The following is a 14,351-nucleotide window of genomic DNA, read 5'->3' on the forward strand; positions in this document are numbered from 1 at the left end:
AACGGATGACCTTGGAAGAAACCATTTGCCAAATCCATCCCGCAGACCGGGCAACGGAGGAACGTGCCTGGCAACGGTGGGATTGTATTGCCAAACCGTTGCGCGGATTGGGCTTGCTGGAAGAGGCGATTGCACGGATTGCGGGGATGACCCGTACGGTAGAGGTGGATCTCAGCCGCCGTGCATTGGTTGTATTCTGTGCAGACAACGGTGTTGTAGAGGAGGGGGTCACACAGACGGGGCAGGAGGTGACCGCAGTTGTGACGGAAAACCTCTCCAAAGGGGATACCAGTGTTTGTAAGATGGCGAGGGTCGCTCATGCAGAGGTTTTCCCCGTGGATATTGGTGTTGCGAGGGAAGTTTCAGGAGAACGAATCATCCGGCGAAAAATTGCCTATGGAACGAAGAATATGACAAAAGGTCCGGCAATGACTAAGGAAGAAGCGGTACGGGCCTTGGAGGTTGGTATCGAACTGGCGCAGAATTTGAAACAACAGGGTTATCGAATCCTTGCGACAGGGGAGATGGGAATCGGCAACACAACTACCAGCAGTGCTGTGGCCTCGGTCCTGCTTGGTTTGCCCCCGGAAAAGGTTGCCGGTCGTGGCGCGGGCCTTTCATCAGCCGGTTTGGAGCGCAAACGAGAGGCCATTCGCCGCGCCATCGCGAGGAATTCGCCGGACCCAATGGATGCCCTCGATGTTTTGCAAAAGGTAGGCGGGCTGGATCTGGCCGGGATGGCCGGAACATTTTTGGGGGCAGCCGCAGTGCAAATGCCCGTGCTGATCGATGGCTTTATTTCAGCCTCTGCGGCTTTACTCGCTGCTCGCATCTGTCCAGCAGCAAGGGAGTACATGGTGGCCAGTCACGTGTCCGGGGAACCGGCTGCCCATTGGATTCTTCAGGAGTTGGAGCTGAAACCCTTTTTGACGGCGGACATGACCTTAGGGGAGGGAACCGGCGCAGTGGCGGCGTTACCACTTCTGGATATGGCCTGTGCGGTTTACGGCAGCATGCGGACATTTGAACAAATTTCCATAGAACCCTACCGGCCGCTGCACTGAGGAGGGGGATTCGGTGGTTACTTTGATTATCGGAGGAGCGGCGAGCGGAAAGTCTGCCTATGCGGAGGAATTGGCGATGCAGTCCCCCGGAGTTCCGCGCCTCTATGTCGCAACTATGTTGGCGCAGGACGCGGAAAGCCGGGCGCGAGTGAAACGGCATCGCGCCCTTCGCAGGGGCAAGGGATTTTTTACAGTGGAATGCCCTCTAGCGTTGGAAAAGCTGGTTGTTCCAACGGGGGCGGCTGTGCTGTTGGAATGTCTTTCAAACCTTTTGGCAAATGAGTGCTATTGCCCAGAGGGAGCAGGGGAACATGCCGAGGCCTCTATCCTACGGGGGATGGACCGGCTTTTTACGACCGCGGCGGACGTCATTGTAGTCTCGAATGCGATTTTTTCCGATGGAATCCAATATGATTCTTCCACGCAGGGCTACCTCGCGCAATTGGGCTGCCTAAATGAGGCGTTAGCCAACAGGGCAGATCGTGTGGTCGAAGTCGTCTGTGGGATTCCAATTGTGCAGAAAGGGAGGGGCGCTTCATGCGTTTAATACATTCTTGCCTGATTGCTTTTTCCATGTATTCGCGCATTCCTATGCCAAGAACCGAATGGAAAAAAGAGGATATGCGTTATGTGATGTGTTTCTTCCCTCTGGTTGGCTTGGTGATCGGTCTAGTGCTTTGTGGATGGGGCTGGCTGGCAGGCTATCTGCGAATTGGGGCTGGCCTTTTTGCCGGCGGAATGACCGTTCTCCCCGTCTTGTTGACGGGGGGAATCCATTTGGACGGATTTTGTGATACTTTGGATGCATTGGGGTCCCGTCAATCGATGGAACGCAAATTGGAGATTTTGAAGGATTCCAATTGCGGCGCTTTTGCAGTGATCGGTTGTTGCCTTTTTTTCCTTATCACCTTTTGTTTGTGGACGGAATGGAAACCGGATAGAACGACCCTGTGCCTGTTGGCGTTAGGTTTTGTATGGTCCAGGGCATTGAGCGGCCTTTCCGTTGTACAATTCCCTTGTGCCAAAACCAGTGGATTGTTGGCGATGTTTTCCAATGCGGCGGCAAAACAGCGGACTGCATGGATTTTGATGGGATACCTGGTTCTGTTCGGGGGGCTGATGCTTCTGCTTCAACCCGTTGTGGGAGGTGCGGTCCTTGGAACGTCTCTGGGAATGTTTGGCTTCTATTACCATGTTTCCCGCAAGGAATTCGGAGGAATAACCGGGGATTTGGCGGGATGGTTTTTGCAACTATGCGAGCTAGTCGAGCTGGCAGCGGTAGTACTTGTACAAAAATGGATTTGAAAGGATGCGAACGGCATGCGATTAATCATTGGCGGAGCTCATCAGGGGAAACTGCGGTGGATTTTACAGCAGACCGGTTATACAGAATCCGATGTAGCTGTTTCCTTGGATGAGGCGCGCCATCTTCCCATCCTCAATTCCTTACATCAGCTTGTCCGGGATCTACTGGAAAAAGGAATCTCCCCGCAGGCAGAGATCGAGGCTCTTTTGCGCGACCATTCGGAATTGATTGTCCTCTGTGATGAGATCGGGTGCGGAGTAGTTCCAATGGATGCTTTTGAGCGGTCTTGGCGGGAAGAGACAGGGCGAATTTGCTGCTGGCTGGCGGAACGCGCCGTACGTGTGGACCGCGTCTTTTGCGGAACTGCTACCTGTATCAAGCGGGAGGTGGAGACATGACTGAGGTGTTGTTTTTGTTGCCTCTGCCTTTGGGGTTCCTGTTGGATCTCTGTTTTGGAGATCCACATTGGATGCCGCATCCTGTACGTGCGATTGGGTGGCTCATAACCCATTTGGAAAAGTTTCTACGGACGGTCTTTCCCAAAACGCCGCAGGGAGAACGAATAGCGGGAATATTTTTGGCGGTTGGAGTACCTCTTATATCCTGTGGAGTGGGCTGTTTGCTCTTATGGGGGGCCTATCTGTTGCATCCTGGCCTCTGGCTTGCGCTGGAAACGCTCTTGTGCTATCAGATGCTGGCGGCAAAGGCGCTTCGGGTAGAAAGCGGCAAGGTCTATGACCGTTTGTGTGCCCACGACTTAGCGGGAGCACGACGTGCCGTTTCGATGATTGTAGGGAGGGATACACAGGCGCTAACAGAGGAAGGGGTGACAAAAGCAGCGGTTGAGACAGTGGCGGAAAACACATCGGATGGCGAGATTGCTCCTCTTTTGTGTTTGGCCTTGGGGGGCGCGCCGCTGGGATTGTTTTATAAAGCGGTCAATACCATGGATTCTATGGTTGGATATAAAAACGACACGTATCTCTATTTTGGATGGGCAGCGGCCAAGTTGGATGATGTGCTTAATTGGATTCCCGCGCGTTTATCGGCCTGGCTGATGATTGTGTCCACCTTTTTTCTCGGCCTGGATGTACGAAATGCGGTCCGCATTTATAAAAGAGATTGCCGCAAGCACGCCAGCCCGAATAGTGCCCATACAGAGGCGGCTTGTGCCGGAGCGCTGCGCGTGGAACTGGCTGGCGATGCCTATTATTTTGGAAAACTGTATAAAAAACCGGCCATTGGTGATCGGTTGCGTCCGATTTGCCCGGAGGACATTCGGCGGGCAAATCGGATGCTTTATGCCTCATCCGTTTTGGCCTTGGCAATCGGTATGGGAATCCGCATAGGACTCGGCGGGCTGGGAGGTTGGATATGAATATCGTACACGGCGGGGACATCTACTCCGTCCGCCAGAAAGTGGGAGAAGAACCGCTTGACTTTTCTGCAAACATCAACCCTTTGGGAATGCCGCCGAAGGCCGTTCGGGCGGCGATGGATGCGATGCAGCAGTGTACGCATTATCCAGATCCTCTTTGCAGGGACTTGCGTAAGGCGCTTTCCCAGTATGAAGGGATTCCTGAAGGACAGATCGTCTGTGGGAATGGGGCCGCAGATCTCATTTTTCGAATTGTGACAGCTTTTAATCCGCAAAAGGCGCTACTTTTGGCGCCTACATTTGCAGAATATGAGCAAGCTCTCCGCGCGGGAAATTGTTCCATAGCGTTTTTTCCGTTGCAAGAAGAAGAGCAATTTGTTTTAAACAATACGTTTTTGCAGAGTTTGACGCCTGACATCGATCTACTGTTTCTCTGTAATCCCAACAATCCAACAGGACGTACGATCCCCCAAAGATTGCTGGATTCCATTTGGAGGCGCTGTGATGAATTGGGAATTCTTTTGGTTGTAGATGAATGCTTCAATGACTTTTTGGAATACCCAGAACAGCATACTCTCAAAGGAGCCGTTCGAGAAGGGGGAACTCTGATTTTGCTCAAAGCGTTTACAAAGAGTTTCGCTATGCCCGGATTGCGCTTGGGATATTGTTTGTGCGGTGACAGCCAGCTGGCAGAGCAGCTTTTTTCCAGTGGACAACCTTGGGGCGTATCCATTCCGGCGCAGGCGGCAGGGATCGCAGCCTTGCAGGAAACAGGATATTTGGAACGGACGCGTTCTGTGATCTGCAGGGAACGACAATGGCTTTCCCAACAGCTTGCCGCACGAGGATTGCAGGTGTTTCCAGGGGAGGCCAATTATCTGCTCTTTCGCACGAAAGGAGAATTGCCGTTACAGCAGCGTTTGGAGAGGCGGGGAGTACTTCTCCGTCCCTGCGGCAATTATCGGGGGCTGGACAACCGTTTTTATCGAATTGCAGTGCGCAGCCGTGAGGAAAATGGGCGGCTGCTTACCGCACTGACAGGTGCTTTGGAGGAATAGAGATGGCAAAAGCGATTATGATACAGGGGACCATGTCCAATGCGGGAAAGAGCTTTTTAGTGGCGGGGCTATGTCGGATTTTCCGGCAGGACGGCTACCGGGTAGCACCTTTTAAATCACAGAATATGGCGCTCAATTCCTATATTACAACCGAGGGATTGGAGATGGGACGGGCGCAGGTGATGCAGGCGGAAGCGGCCGGCACAGAACCAAGCGTGCGGATGAATCCCATTCTACTCAAGCCCACGAATGATACGGGCTCCCAGGTGATTGTCAACGGCGTACCCATTGGCAATATGGATGCATCGGTCTATTACCAATACAAAAGGCAGTTGGTTCGGCCCATCCTGGATGCCTACCATTCTCTGGAAAAAGAGAACGATATTATCGTATTGGAAGGGGCGGGAAGCCCTGCGGAGATCAACCTCAAACAGGAGGACATTGTCAACATGGGGATGGCAAAACTGGCGCATGCCCCCGTCCTTTTGGCAGGGGATATTGACCGCGGCGGCGTTTTTGCTTCTTTATATGGAACGATGGCACTGCTGGAAGAATCGGAGCGCGCAATGGTCAAGGGAATGATTATCAATAAGTTCCGCGGCGATGTAGAATTATTAAAACCTGGTCTCCGGATGCTGGAGGAAAAAACTCATGTGCCATTTGTAGGGGTGGTTCCCTACCTCTCTGTTGAACTGGATGATGAGGATAGCCTGTCGGAATCCTTATCCCGTACGCCGCGCGAAGGATTGTTGGATTTGGCAGTCATCCGTTGGCCCAAAGTTTCCAATTTTACCGATTTTCAGCCGCTGGCACGGGTTCCCGGCGTCACCTTGCGGTATGTGGGGCGGCCGGAGCAGTTTGGAAAGCCCGATCTGGTGTTGTTGCCCGGAACAAAGAATGTAATGGGCGATCTTGCTTGGATGCGAGACAATGGCTTGGAGGCGTGCATCCAGCGATATGCCGCGGAGGGTGGCCCTGTGTTGGGAATCTGTGGGGGCTATCAGATGCTTGGGATGACCATACGTGACCCAGAAGGGGTGGAGGGCGGTGGCGCCATGGAAGGCATGGGGCTGTTGCCGGTGGATACTGTATATGCTACAGAAAAGGTGCGGACTCGTGTTCGGGGGATGGTTCAACCCGTGGAAGGCGCTTTGAGAGAGCTAGCGGGGGTACCATTTATCGGATATGAGATTCATATGGGGCGCACCATCCGCCGGGATGGTATTTCCCCTTTTGCGGTTCTTACCGAGTTAAATGGCATGGAGAAAGAGGACGGTGCGGTATTCGGCAATATTTACGGTACATATGCGCACGGCTTTTTTGATGCAGAGCCGGCCAGCGCCTTGATACGGATTCTGCTCCGCCGAAAGGGAATCAAGGGGGATATTTTGCAATCAATCGATCTACATGCTTTTAAAGAGCAACAGTATAACCTCCTAGCGGATGCACTGCGAGAACATTTGGATATGAATCGAATCTACTCTATTTTGGAACAGGGTCTGTCGGAAGGAGGGCGAGCAGATGTTTGAGACGGTTTTACCAGAAGAAATCGAAAAGCGCAGTTTTTCGATCATAGAGAAGGAGCTGGGTACACGGCGCCTTGATCCAGAGCAAGCCCCGGTCATCAAACGAGTGATCCATACTACAGCGGACTTCGACTATGTAGATAATCTGTGTTTTTCGCCGGATGCGGTACAAAAGGGCGTCGAAGCTTTACAGAAAGGCGCCTATATTGTGACCGATACAGAAATGGTTCGTTCCGGCATTCATAAAAAAAGCCTCGCTCCTTTTGGCGGGGAGGCTATTTGTTTTATGTCGGATGAACTTGTCGCGCGTGAGGCTAAAGCGCGAGGAGTGACCCGGGCCTTTGTCAGTATGGAGCGTGCAGCTGCTTTGGATAGGCCGCTGTTGTTTGCTATTGGCAATGCGCCTACAGCTTTGGTTCGTTTGTATGAATTGATCGGCGAAGGAATTCTTCATCCAGAGTTGGTGATCGGCGTTCCGGTTGGATTTGTCAATGTGGTAGAGGCAAAAGAGTTGTTTTTGCACAGTGATATTCCCCATATTGTAGCGCACGGCCGAAAGGGCGGCAGCAATGTAGCTGCTGCAATTTGTAACGCTATGCTTTATTTGGCGGAGGGGCGAAGCTTATGAGCGTTTTCAATACAGTCACAACAATCGATGCAGCAACCGTTGAAAGGAGCGATACCATGAGCAGAAATGCGATTTTGGCAGTAAGCTTTGGTACTATTTATGCAGAAACCCGTGAGAAGACCATCGGTGCGATTGAACAGACGATGCGGGAAACATTTCCCGGATGGGACGTAAAACGCGCTCTTACAAGTCCAACAATTTTGCGAAAACTGGCAGCGGCAGGGGAACCGATGCAGAATGTCTGGCAAGCATTGGGGCAGCTTCGAGAGGAAGGGGTTTCTCGCGTAGTGTGTCAGTCTACCTATGTGGTTAATGGCGAAGAACAAGAGGCCATGGTACGTGAAACGGAAAAATATGCGCATTGGTTTGACCAGATTGTCTGTGGCGCCCCCCTTTTGACTGCGCAGGAAGACTTTGAGGCAGTCGCTGATGCCATTGAAACGGAGTTTACCACGCTTTCCCCCGAAGAAGTGTTGGTTTTGATGGGACATGGAACCAAGCACAGTGCCAATACTGCCTATGCGGCGTTGGATTATGTCTTTAAGGACCATGGTGCACACAATATTTTTGTAGGTACGGTGGATACTTATCCAAGTATTCTATCGGTACTCCGGCGAGTAGAGTCCATTCAGCCTAAGAAAATAATTCTTGCACCGCTGATGGTAGTAGCGGGCGATCATGCCCGGAACGACATGGCGGGGGATAAAAATTCCTGGAAGGCTGCATTTGAGGAGCGGGGATACCCTGTACAGACGGTTTTAAAAGGTTTGGGTGAGTATCCTGGAATTCGTGCTGTTTATGCAGCACATGCACAGCGTGCAGCGGAACGTCTCATTTAAAGAGAGCCATAAGCTGGACATTTCGCTAGGATGGACCGCGTCTTTTTCTACCGCTGGGCCGCTTTTATACCTGAAATACATTTTCAAATGAAAACATTTTTCTCCCTTCTTTGGTGAGAGTTCATGAAGGAGTGAGTTCCATTGATTTTACGGGGAACGGTTTTTTCCAAAACTCTGGAAAAGGATACAGGAATTACGATTGTAACCCCCAGTGATTTGAAACAGAATGGACCATATCGAGTGGCCTATCTTTTGCATGGACTGTGTGGAGATAGTGCGACCTGGGTGGACAATTCGATGCTTCCGGTCTATGCACGAGAAGGGCATACGATTTATATCCTTCCCGATGCAGTACGGAGTTTTTATACCGATATGCGGTATGGCTCGCGCTATTTTACATATGTGACAGAAGAATTGCCGGTGCTCTGCAAACAGGTTTTTCAGATTTCTGCCCGGCGAGAGGATACGGCGGTTCTAGGGGCTTCAATGGGCGGCTATGGCGCTTTAAAATGTGCATTGTCCCGCCCAGAACAGTATGGAATGTGCGGTGCATTTTCTTCCGCTTGTTTGGATATCAAAGAGGGGCTGGAAGAACTGCGGAAGAATGGAAAGACAAAATCGTTTGTCGACCACTATGGCGAACAGCTATTCCACGATTTTCTTTCCATTTTTGGAGAGGACTTGGAATGGAAGCCGGAGTATGATCTTTTGGAATTGGCGAGAGGCTTACAAAAGGCCACTGTCAAACCAGCAATCTATATGACTTGTGGCAGTTATGATGCGTTCCGTTCCTCCCACATCCAATTTCAGGAGCAAATCGAATCGTTCGGTTTTGCCTTCCAATATGAAGAGTGGCAGGGAGGGCATGACTTTTTCTTTTTTGATCGATCGCTACAACGTGCGATTCGCCATTTTAACCTGTGATAGAAAAAGGCCACTTCGTGTGGAATCCTTAGAGAACACAGACGGGAGGATTTATTCACCCGTTTGTGACGGTGCGCCATAGGGAAAATGGAATTGACACCGAAACTGTAAAAATGAGGAAGAGGATGTCCTAAAACTACGAATTTTTCGATTCATAGGAAAGGAGCATCCTCTTTCTATTTGGAAAAGTATTTGAGTTTCGAAAAAACAAGGGTATCCCTTCCGTCATTTTATGACTTTTGGGACACCCTCTTTATATTGGACGGTTTATTCAGAAATTTGTAAAAGCTGTCCACGGTGGGAAATATGCAAAACTCGGTTGCGATAGGGAAACGTGCGGGGATCGTGATCCATTCGGTCAAAAATGGTATACTGTGAACCGAAGTGCATGGGGACAATCCAACGAGCGCCTACTTTTTTCATAAAGTATTCCAATCCCAAAAGCGAATTCTCTTCTTGGCGTGGGTCCACAGGGATAAAAGCGCAGTCTATGGATTCTCCCTGCAAAGAATCAATCTGTTCTTGGTAACGGCGGGCCATATCTTGATTGGCCTGTTCCGGTTCATCGTTCCAATGCCACCAGTTGAGATCGCCTGCGTGATAAAGACAGAGTCCATCTGTTTTTATGAGAAACGCGACCCCCAGATCGGTAGAATCCAACGTGCGGACCTGAAGATCACCCAAATCATATGTCCGAGAGGGGGAAACCGAGAGAACCTCCTCTTTTGTTGGTATTTCCTCCGCAAGAATGTAGCGAATGTTCGAATGACCCTTACGCCACTCAAAAATGACGGGATTATAATGATCCGCATGGCTGTGGGATACAAAAACAACCACATTGCGCTTTTGCAGCATGGAGGGATCAATTACTCCTTGTTCGGGACTGCCACCATGCGGCGTGTCCAAATAATAATCAAAGATCAAAAAATGTGAGGCGGTTTCCACCGCAAAACCGCTGTTGTAAAGATACCGAATGGAAATGGGCTGCATGGACAATCTCTCCTATTCTTTTCTCAAATATATTCTGTATGCATTTCCTACGAATGTTCCGCTTTGATTGCATCTGCGAGTGCGTTTGATTATAATAGCTTCAAAAAGAACTGTCAATAAAAGGATGAGATATTGTAAAATGGAGCGAACTGTCCTATGGAACGGAGAATCCGTACCATATCAATTGCATTATAAGAAAGTAAAAAATGTGAATATTCGAATCACCGCAGGAGGAATCGTACATGTCTCTGCAAACCGCAGTGTAAAAGCAGAGGAAGTAGATCACATCATTCAAAAGAAAGCTGCCTGGATTGTTCGGGCAAAGGCGGCCTATATTGCATGTCAGAAGGAAACACAAATGCCCCGTATCTATGTTACAGGAGAACCCGTTTGCTTTTTAGGACACATCTATCATCTCTGTGTGGAAATGTCCGACCGAGAACAAGTTTCCATTCAGGAACAAAATGTTGTCCTTCAACTCAGGGATCCTGCAGATGAAACAAAGCGAAAGAAGCTGTTTGATACTTGGTACCATTCTCTATGTTATGACATGTTTGAAAGGATGATCAAACGGGTATTTCCACTTTTTAAAGCATATCGGATTCCTTTGCCGTCATTTCGAATTCGTAAAATGAAAACCCGCTGGGGAAGCTGCTCCCCACAAAAATGTGCCATTACCTTGAATCTATATTTGGCGCAAGCGCCTGCAGCTTGTGTCGAATATGTGATTGCACATGAATTGGCTCATCTGGTCCAACCCAACCACTCGTGGAAATTTTACAAAGTGCTGGACGACGTCATGCCAACCCATCGAGAGCGAAAACAACTTTTGCGAGAACAGAAAATCAATTGTTATGAGATTCCATAACGGGTGTGACCTGCGCCATTTGGTGATCCTTCCAAACCATAAAAAGGCCTAGGAGGGATAGGGCAATCTGAGAAATGGGGATGACAAGCCAAGTTCCTAGGATTCCGATGGTTTGTGGGAGGATCAGCAACAGAAGCAATAAGAGGAGAGGTTCTCCATAAATGAGCAGATATGCCTGTAGGTTTTCGCTGATGGCATAGAAAAAGGCAGTTGTGACTCTGGAAATGCTGATAAATAAATAGCCACAAAGGAAAATCGGCAGAATTTTTGCAACCTCTTGTGTGACTTGCGGAGAGGCCCCGAACAATTCTGCTGCATGTCCTCGTACAGCAAATAAGACAGCCACACAAATTGCCGATATTAGAACCGAAAACTGATAAGCGAAGTTGCGAATTGCCTTTGCACGTGGAATATTCCCTTCTCCATAGGCGAGACTGACCAGCGGTTGGCTGCCATCGCTGATTCCCTGTAGCAACAGTATTACCACAGAGGAAACATAACTGATGGATGCATAGCAGGTTACCGCCATTGTACCGCCAAACAACGCTGCGCTTTTGTTCACGAGAATCAATGTGATATTCGGAGAAAAGGTCAAGCCAAAGGGGGACAGGGCAACCCCTAAAATATGCTTTATGAAAAACCCCCTCTTCGCTTGAAATGCAAAGGACGGTTTTTGCTTTTTAGCGGCAAAGAAAGCAACACATACCAGAAAGGTCATCGCCTGACCAATTACGGTTGCGATGGCCGCGCCCATCATTCCCCAAGGTAAAACCCAAACAAACCAATAATCAAGGACAATATTTGTTAAGAATCCAGTGACCATAGCAACCATAGCGATGACAGAGCCGCCCATGTTTCGAATGAAGGGAACCAGGCCGGTACCCAACACTTGGAAAAGAGCTCCATAGCTGATATAGAGCAAATATTCTTCTCCCAACAGTTGAATTTTTCCGGAAGCGCCAAAAAGATGCAGGATGGACGGCGCTCCCCATAGAAACAGACCGGTCAAAAGAATACCAGAAAACATCAAAAGAAGGAGAGACATTCCAAAATACTGTTGTCCAAGGTGATCGTTTTGGTTTCCTTTACTGATTGCGTAACGGATAGCACCGCCCATGCCAATTCCGGTTCCAACCGCCTGTAAAAAAGCGGTCAAAGGATAGGCCACATTGATTGCGGCGAGGGCATTATCTCCCAGGGCGTTTCCTACAAAGAAACCATCCGCAATGGCGTAGATCCCGGATAGAGCAAACGCCAACATGGAAGGAATGACATAGTGAAAAAAGTCCTTATGTATTCTCATCAATTCCTGCCTCCCGGAAGAATTGATTATAGCGCTTGGTATTTTCGATCAGGGTATCGGCCCGATCTTTACCAAGTCGTTCCCAGACAATTTCTTCACAGTGCTGTAGTGCACTGGCAACCGCTTCAAAAGTTTCCTTGCCCGTTATGGTCAAATGAATCACCTTATTCCGATGATCTTCTTTGCAGGGGGCCAGTTCGACCCATCTATGTACAAGAAATTTTTTAAGAATGGTATTGACAGTTTGTTTTGGGAGTTGCCAGAGCTGGCAAATATCTTTTTGCTTACATGTATCCTGATTTTCAACTAAGGATAAAATCACAAGCAATTCGCAGTAAGACCAGCCACGCTGTTTTGCCCATTCCTCATAGATTGCGTTTGTTTCCCGCCAAAGGGCGTTATAAAGGGCATGGTATCGCTTTAATTGTTCGATCATTTCCAATAAGATTCTTCCTCTCTAAATTAGTCTGTTAACAGACTAATTTTACCATTGAAATATCGTCCCGTCAAGTGTGACTTGCGTGAATTCTACCTTTAAACAATCGAAGAATGGAAAAGGCGATCGGGGTATCTCTCAAAAAGAGAAGAAAACCCCGTCGCCTTTTCTGTTCTTTCATTCGGCTCCCAAAGCAGCCATTGTAATATAATTATAAGGTTGGTTAAAGTGTGGCAAAAAGAAAAGATCCAGCAGTTTGAGCCGGTCAATGGTTACCCGCTCCTGAATTGCCAAGGAGAACAGGTGGATTCCCATGGACATGTCGTAGCGAGAAGCCATCTGAGCGCCAACGATTACCCGATTATCCCGGCGGTAAACGATCCGAATTTTAACGGATTCATTATGCTTCATAAACTGGGGTTTCTGATAATCTTCAAAATCAGCGGAACAGACATCCATTCCATATCGCCGGGCTTTTTCGAGCGTAAGACCAGTAGAGACCATATTATATCCCCATATGCTGATGCCATTGGAGCCTTGGACACCTTCTGTCTCCATGTGACCGCCGCATGCGTTCATAGCAGCGACAATACCTGAGCGTACGGCATTGCTGGCGAGCGCTATATAATTGACCTCTCCAATCGCATTATCGAAGACAGTTGCACAATCACCGATGGCGTAAACATCCGGAAGGTTTGTACGCTGTTGCCGGTTGACCCGATAGGCGCCGTTGCGAAAGCGTTCTAAGTGTTCTTCACCAAGTTTTGCATTTGGCTGGAATCCAACCGCAAGAACCGCCATATCGGCCGCATATTCCTTTTTATCTGTAATGATTTTTTCGACCCTGCTTTTTCCGGCAATTTTGGTGACACGCTCACCAAAGGCCAGCTGGACTCCATTTTTTTCGAGTACATCCGACATATGATCTGTAAAATCACGATCATAGTAACCCGATAGACAGGTGGGGGCACAGTCGATTAAGACAACCTCTTTTCCGTTGCGTTTAAAAGCCTCTGCCAATTCTACGCCGATGTACCCAGCTCCAATAACAGCCACTTTTTGAACGCAGTTGGAGTGAAGTTTTTGGATGACCTCTTCCGCGTCTTGATAGCGTTTGACCAGCTGTACATTTTCGAGGTCTTTTCCTGGAATGTCCGGAACGATGGGTTGGGAACCGGTTGCTAAAATGAGTTTTTCATATGGTTCCTCATACCGTGTATGGTCGCCGCCCTCTGCATAGACGATCTTGCGGTCAAAATCGATCTTTGTTACAGTCGTCAACATGTGAACCATAGCACCCTTTTGCTGCAAAAGCTTTTGTGAGGAATAAAATAGTCCTTCTGGGCCGGAAATTTGGCCTCCAATCCAAAGGGCCATTCCGCAGCCCAGAAAACTGATGTTGGAATTAGCGTCAAATACAACCACTTGGTGTTGGTCGGGCGCTGTATCCAAAATAGTATTGACTGCGGCTGTTCCAGCATGATTGGCCCCGATCACAACGATTTTACTCATAACAGTATCCCTACTTTCCTGTTTGTCCCCTGAAATACAGGGAAGAATCACACTGTAGTATGTGCGAATTTTACAGGAAAATCCTCTGCTTATAGGGAAAGCTCCGTGTCGTCCTGTGTGACCAGAAGTCCAAAGCGGATCATCCCCGCAATTAGAACCAGAAGATTGGCGGTATGGTTAAGGGAACTGTTGTGTACTTGTCTAGGATTGCACTGCCGTTTGGCCTGTCGCAGGCTTTCTCCAGAGAGTCCTACATAAAAGAAGAGCGCTAAAAGGATCATAATGTTGGAGAGCGCTTGGATCGGCATCACTTTTGGTAGACACTGGCAGAGCTCTGGATCGGTTGCCGTACACACCAATTTTTGCTTAATAATTCCGACTGAATAATAGGACAACAGGATTGCACAGACTGTAACAATGATATACCATTGAGACTTTGATAAAATGCCCAGCTGCTGGCAGAGTTCTTTGGAAAAAGCGCCTGTTTTGTTTTCAGGCATCGCGTTTCACCTCCATTTT

16 protein-coding genes are annotated in these 14,351 nt (G+C 48.9%); 11 read left to right on the top strand and 5 right to left on the bottom strand.

What is annotated here, in order from left to right; all coding sequences use genetic code 11:
- The first annotated feature begins 5 nt into the window (after nt 1-5).
- The 10 genes from cobT to B9Y59_RS05990 all read left to right on the top strand — a co-directional run bounded on the left by cobT (nt 6) and on the right by B9Y59_RS05990 (nt 8,723).
- Nucleotides 6-1,064: a nicotinate-nucleotide--dimethylbenzimidazole phosphoribosyltransferase gene (cobT, locus tag B9Y59_RS05945; protein WP_085532353.1), complete on the top strand. Its 1,059-nt coding sequence runs from the start codon at nt 6-8 to the stop codon at nt 1,062-1,064.
- A gap of 13 nt (nt 1,065-1,077) precedes the next feature.
- A complete protein-coding gene (locus B9Y59_RS05950; RefSeq protein ID WP_085532355.1) occupies nt 1,078-1,611 on the top strand; it encodes a bifunctional adenosylcobinamide kinase/adenosylcobinamide-phosphate guanylyltransferase in 534 nt (177 codons plus the stop codon).
- A complete protein-coding gene (locus B9Y59_RS05955; protein ID WP_085532357.1) occupies nt 1,602-2,369 on the top strand; it encodes an adenosylcobinamide-GDP ribazoletransferase in 768 nt (255 codons plus the stop codon). Before B9Y59_RS05950 ends, B9Y59_RS05955 begins: the two co-directional genes overlap by 10 nt.
- Before the next feature lie 15 nt (nt 2,370-2,384).
- A complete protein-coding gene (locus tag B9Y59_RS05960; RefSeq protein WP_085532359.1) occupies nt 2,385-2,768 on the top strand; it encodes a bifunctional adenosylcobinamide kinase/adenosylcobinamide-phosphate guanylyltransferase in 384 nt (127 codons plus the stop codon).
- On the top strand, nt 2,765-3,748 hold the full coding sequence (cbiB, locus tag B9Y59_RS05965; RefSeq protein ID WP_085532361.1) for an adenosylcobinamide-phosphate synthase CbiB: 984 nt from the start codon (nt 2,765-2,767) through the stop codon (nt 3,746-3,748). Before B9Y59_RS05960 ends, cbiB begins: the two co-directional genes overlap by 4 nt.
- A complete protein-coding gene (cobD, locus tag B9Y59_RS05970) occupies nt 3,745-4,806 on the top strand; it encodes a threonine-phosphate decarboxylase CobD (RefSeq protein WP_085532363.1) in 1,062 nt (353 codons plus the stop codon). The genes cbiB and cobD overlap by 4 nt, the downstream gene beginning before the upstream one ends.
- A gap of 2 nt (nt 4,807-4,808) precedes the next feature.
- The gene (locus B9Y59_RS05975) at nt 4,809-6,335 is read left to right on the top strand and encodes a cobyric acid synthase (RefSeq protein ID WP_085532365.1); all 1,527 of its coding nucleotides are present in this window, start codon (nt 4,809-4,811) and stop codon (nt 6,333-6,335) included.
- A complete protein-coding gene (locus tag B9Y59_RS05980) occupies nt 6,328-6,960 on the top strand; it encodes a precorrin-8X methylmutase (RefSeq protein ID WP_085532367.1) in 633 nt (210 codons plus the stop codon). Before B9Y59_RS05975 ends, B9Y59_RS05980 begins: the two co-directional genes overlap by 8 nt.
- Entirely contained in the window at nt 6,957-7,799 is an 843-nt protein-coding gene (locus B9Y59_RS05985) for a sirohydrochlorin cobaltochelatase (protein ID WP_242967265.1), read from the top strand. The genes B9Y59_RS05980 and B9Y59_RS05985 overlap by 4 nt, the downstream gene beginning before the upstream one ends.
- Nucleotides 7,800-7,940: 141 nt before the next feature.
- Complete coding sequence (locus tag B9Y59_RS05990; RefSeq protein WP_085532369.1) at nt 7,941-8,723, top strand: alpha/beta hydrolase; 783 nt, start codon at nt 7,941-7,943, stop codon at nt 8,721-8,723.
- Between the two features lie 267 nt (nt 8,724-8,990).
- On the opposite strand, the gene B9Y59_RS05995 is transcribed toward B9Y59_RS05990, so the two are convergent.
- Nucleotides 8,991-9,713, bottom strand: coding sequence for an MBL fold metallo-hydrolase (locus B9Y59_RS05995; RefSeq protein ID WP_085532371.1), 723 nt, complete (start codon nt 9,711-9,713; stop codon nt 8,991-8,993).
- A 139-nt stretch (nt 9,714-9,852) separates the two neighbouring features.
- Here B9Y59_RS05995 and B9Y59_RS06000 point away from each other — a divergent pair, with 139 nt between their 5' ends.
- Nucleotides 9,853-10,581, top strand: a complete 729-nt coding sequence (locus tag B9Y59_RS06000; RefSeq protein WP_158088957.1) for a M48 family metallopeptidase — start codon at nt 9,853-9,855, stop codon at nt 10,579-10,581.
- Here B9Y59_RS06000 and B9Y59_RS06005 read toward each other — a convergent pair.
- The 4 genes from B9Y59_RS06005 to B9Y59_RS06020 form a co-directional block, all read right to left on the bottom strand.
- The gene (locus tag B9Y59_RS06005; protein ID WP_085532375.1) at nt 10,559-11,884 is read right to left on the bottom strand and encodes an MATE family efflux transporter; all 1,326 of its coding nucleotides are present in this window, start codon (nt 11,882-11,884) and stop codon (nt 10,559-10,561) included. The genes B9Y59_RS06000 and B9Y59_RS06005 overlap by 23 nt on opposite strands.
- Nucleotides 11,871-12,320 (bottom strand): MarR family winged helix-turn-helix transcriptional regulator, encoded by a 450-nt coding sequence (locus B9Y59_RS06010; RefSeq protein WP_054323171.1) that lies wholly within the window; start codon nt 12,318-12,320, stop codon nt 11,871-11,873. The genes B9Y59_RS06005 and B9Y59_RS06010 overlap by 14 nt, the downstream gene beginning before the upstream one ends.
- Before the next feature lie 177 nt (nt 12,321-12,497).
- Nucleotides 12,498-13,832 (bottom strand): H2O-forming NADH oxidase, encoded by a 1,335-nt coding sequence (gene nox / locus B9Y59_RS06015; protein ID WP_085532377.1) that lies wholly within the window; start codon nt 13,830-13,832, stop codon nt 12,498-12,500.
- Nucleotides 13,833-13,921: 89 nt separating this feature from the next.
- Nucleotides 13,922-14,332: a hypothetical protein gene (locus B9Y59_RS06020; protein WP_085532379.1), complete on the bottom strand. Its 411-nt coding sequence runs from the start codon at nt 14,330-14,332 to the stop codon at nt 13,922-13,924.
- Nucleotides 14,333-14,351: the final 19 nt, after the last annotated feature.

The organism is Anaeromassilibacillus sp. Marseille-P3371, assembly GCF_900169665.1.
GTDB lineage: Bacteria > Bacillota > Clostridia > Oscillospirales > Acutalibacteraceae > Anaeromassilibacillus.

Excerpts from the sequence above, each read along its gene's own strand:
- cobT (WP_085532353.1), top strand. The coding sequence starts at position 6 with ATGACCTTGGAAGAAACCATTTGCCAAATCCATCCCGCAGACCGGGCA.
- B9Y59_RS05955 (WP_085532357.1), top strand. The coding sequence starts at position 1,602 with ATGCGTTTAATACATTCTTGCCTGATTGCTTTTTCCATGTATTCGCGC.
- B9Y59_RS05960 (WP_085532359.1), top strand. The coding sequence starts at position 2,385 with ATGCGATTAATCATTGGCGGAGCTCATCAGGGGAAACTGCGGTGGATT.
- cbiB (WP_085532361.1), top strand. The coding sequence starts at position 2,765 with ATGACTGAGGTGTTGTTTTTGTTGCCTCTGCCTTTGGGGTTCCTGTTG.
- cobD (WP_085532363.1), top strand. The coding sequence starts at position 3,745 with ATGAATATCGTACACGGCGGGGACATCTACTCCGTCCGCCAGAAAGTG.
- B9Y59_RS05975 (WP_085532365.1), top strand. The coding sequence starts at position 4,809 with ATGGCAAAAGCGATTATGATACAGGGGACCATGTCCAATGCGGGAAAG.
- B9Y59_RS05980 (WP_085532367.1), top strand. The coding sequence starts at position 6,328 with ATGTTTGAGACGGTTTTACCAGAAGAAATCGAAAAGCGCAGTTTTTCG.
- B9Y59_RS05985 (WP_242967265.1), top strand. The coding sequence starts at position 6,957 with ATGAGCGTTTTCAATACAGTCACAACAATCGATGCAGCAACCGTTGAA.
- B9Y59_RS05995 (WP_085532371.1), bottom strand. The coding sequence starts at position 9,713 with ATGCAGCCCATTTCCATTCGGTATCTTTACAACAGCGGTTTTGCGGTG.
- B9Y59_RS06000 (WP_158088957.1), top strand. The coding sequence starts at position 9,853 with ATGGAGCGAACTGTCCTATGGAACGGAGAATCCGTACCATATCAATTG.
- B9Y59_RS06005 (WP_085532375.1), bottom strand. The coding sequence starts at position 11,884 with ATGAGAATACATAAGGACTTTTTTCACTATGTCATTCCTTCCATGTTG.
- B9Y59_RS06010 (WP_054323171.1), bottom strand. The coding sequence starts at position 12,320 with ATGATCGAACAATTAAAGCGATACCATGCCCTTTATAACGCCCTTTGG.
- nox (WP_085532377.1), bottom strand. The coding sequence starts at position 13,832 with ATGAGTAAAATCGTTGTGATCGGGGCCAATCATGCTGGAACAGCCGCA.
- B9Y59_RS06020 (WP_085532379.1), bottom strand. The coding sequence starts at position 14,332 with ATGCCTGAAAACAAAACAGGCGCTTTTTCCAAAGAACTCTGCCAGCAG.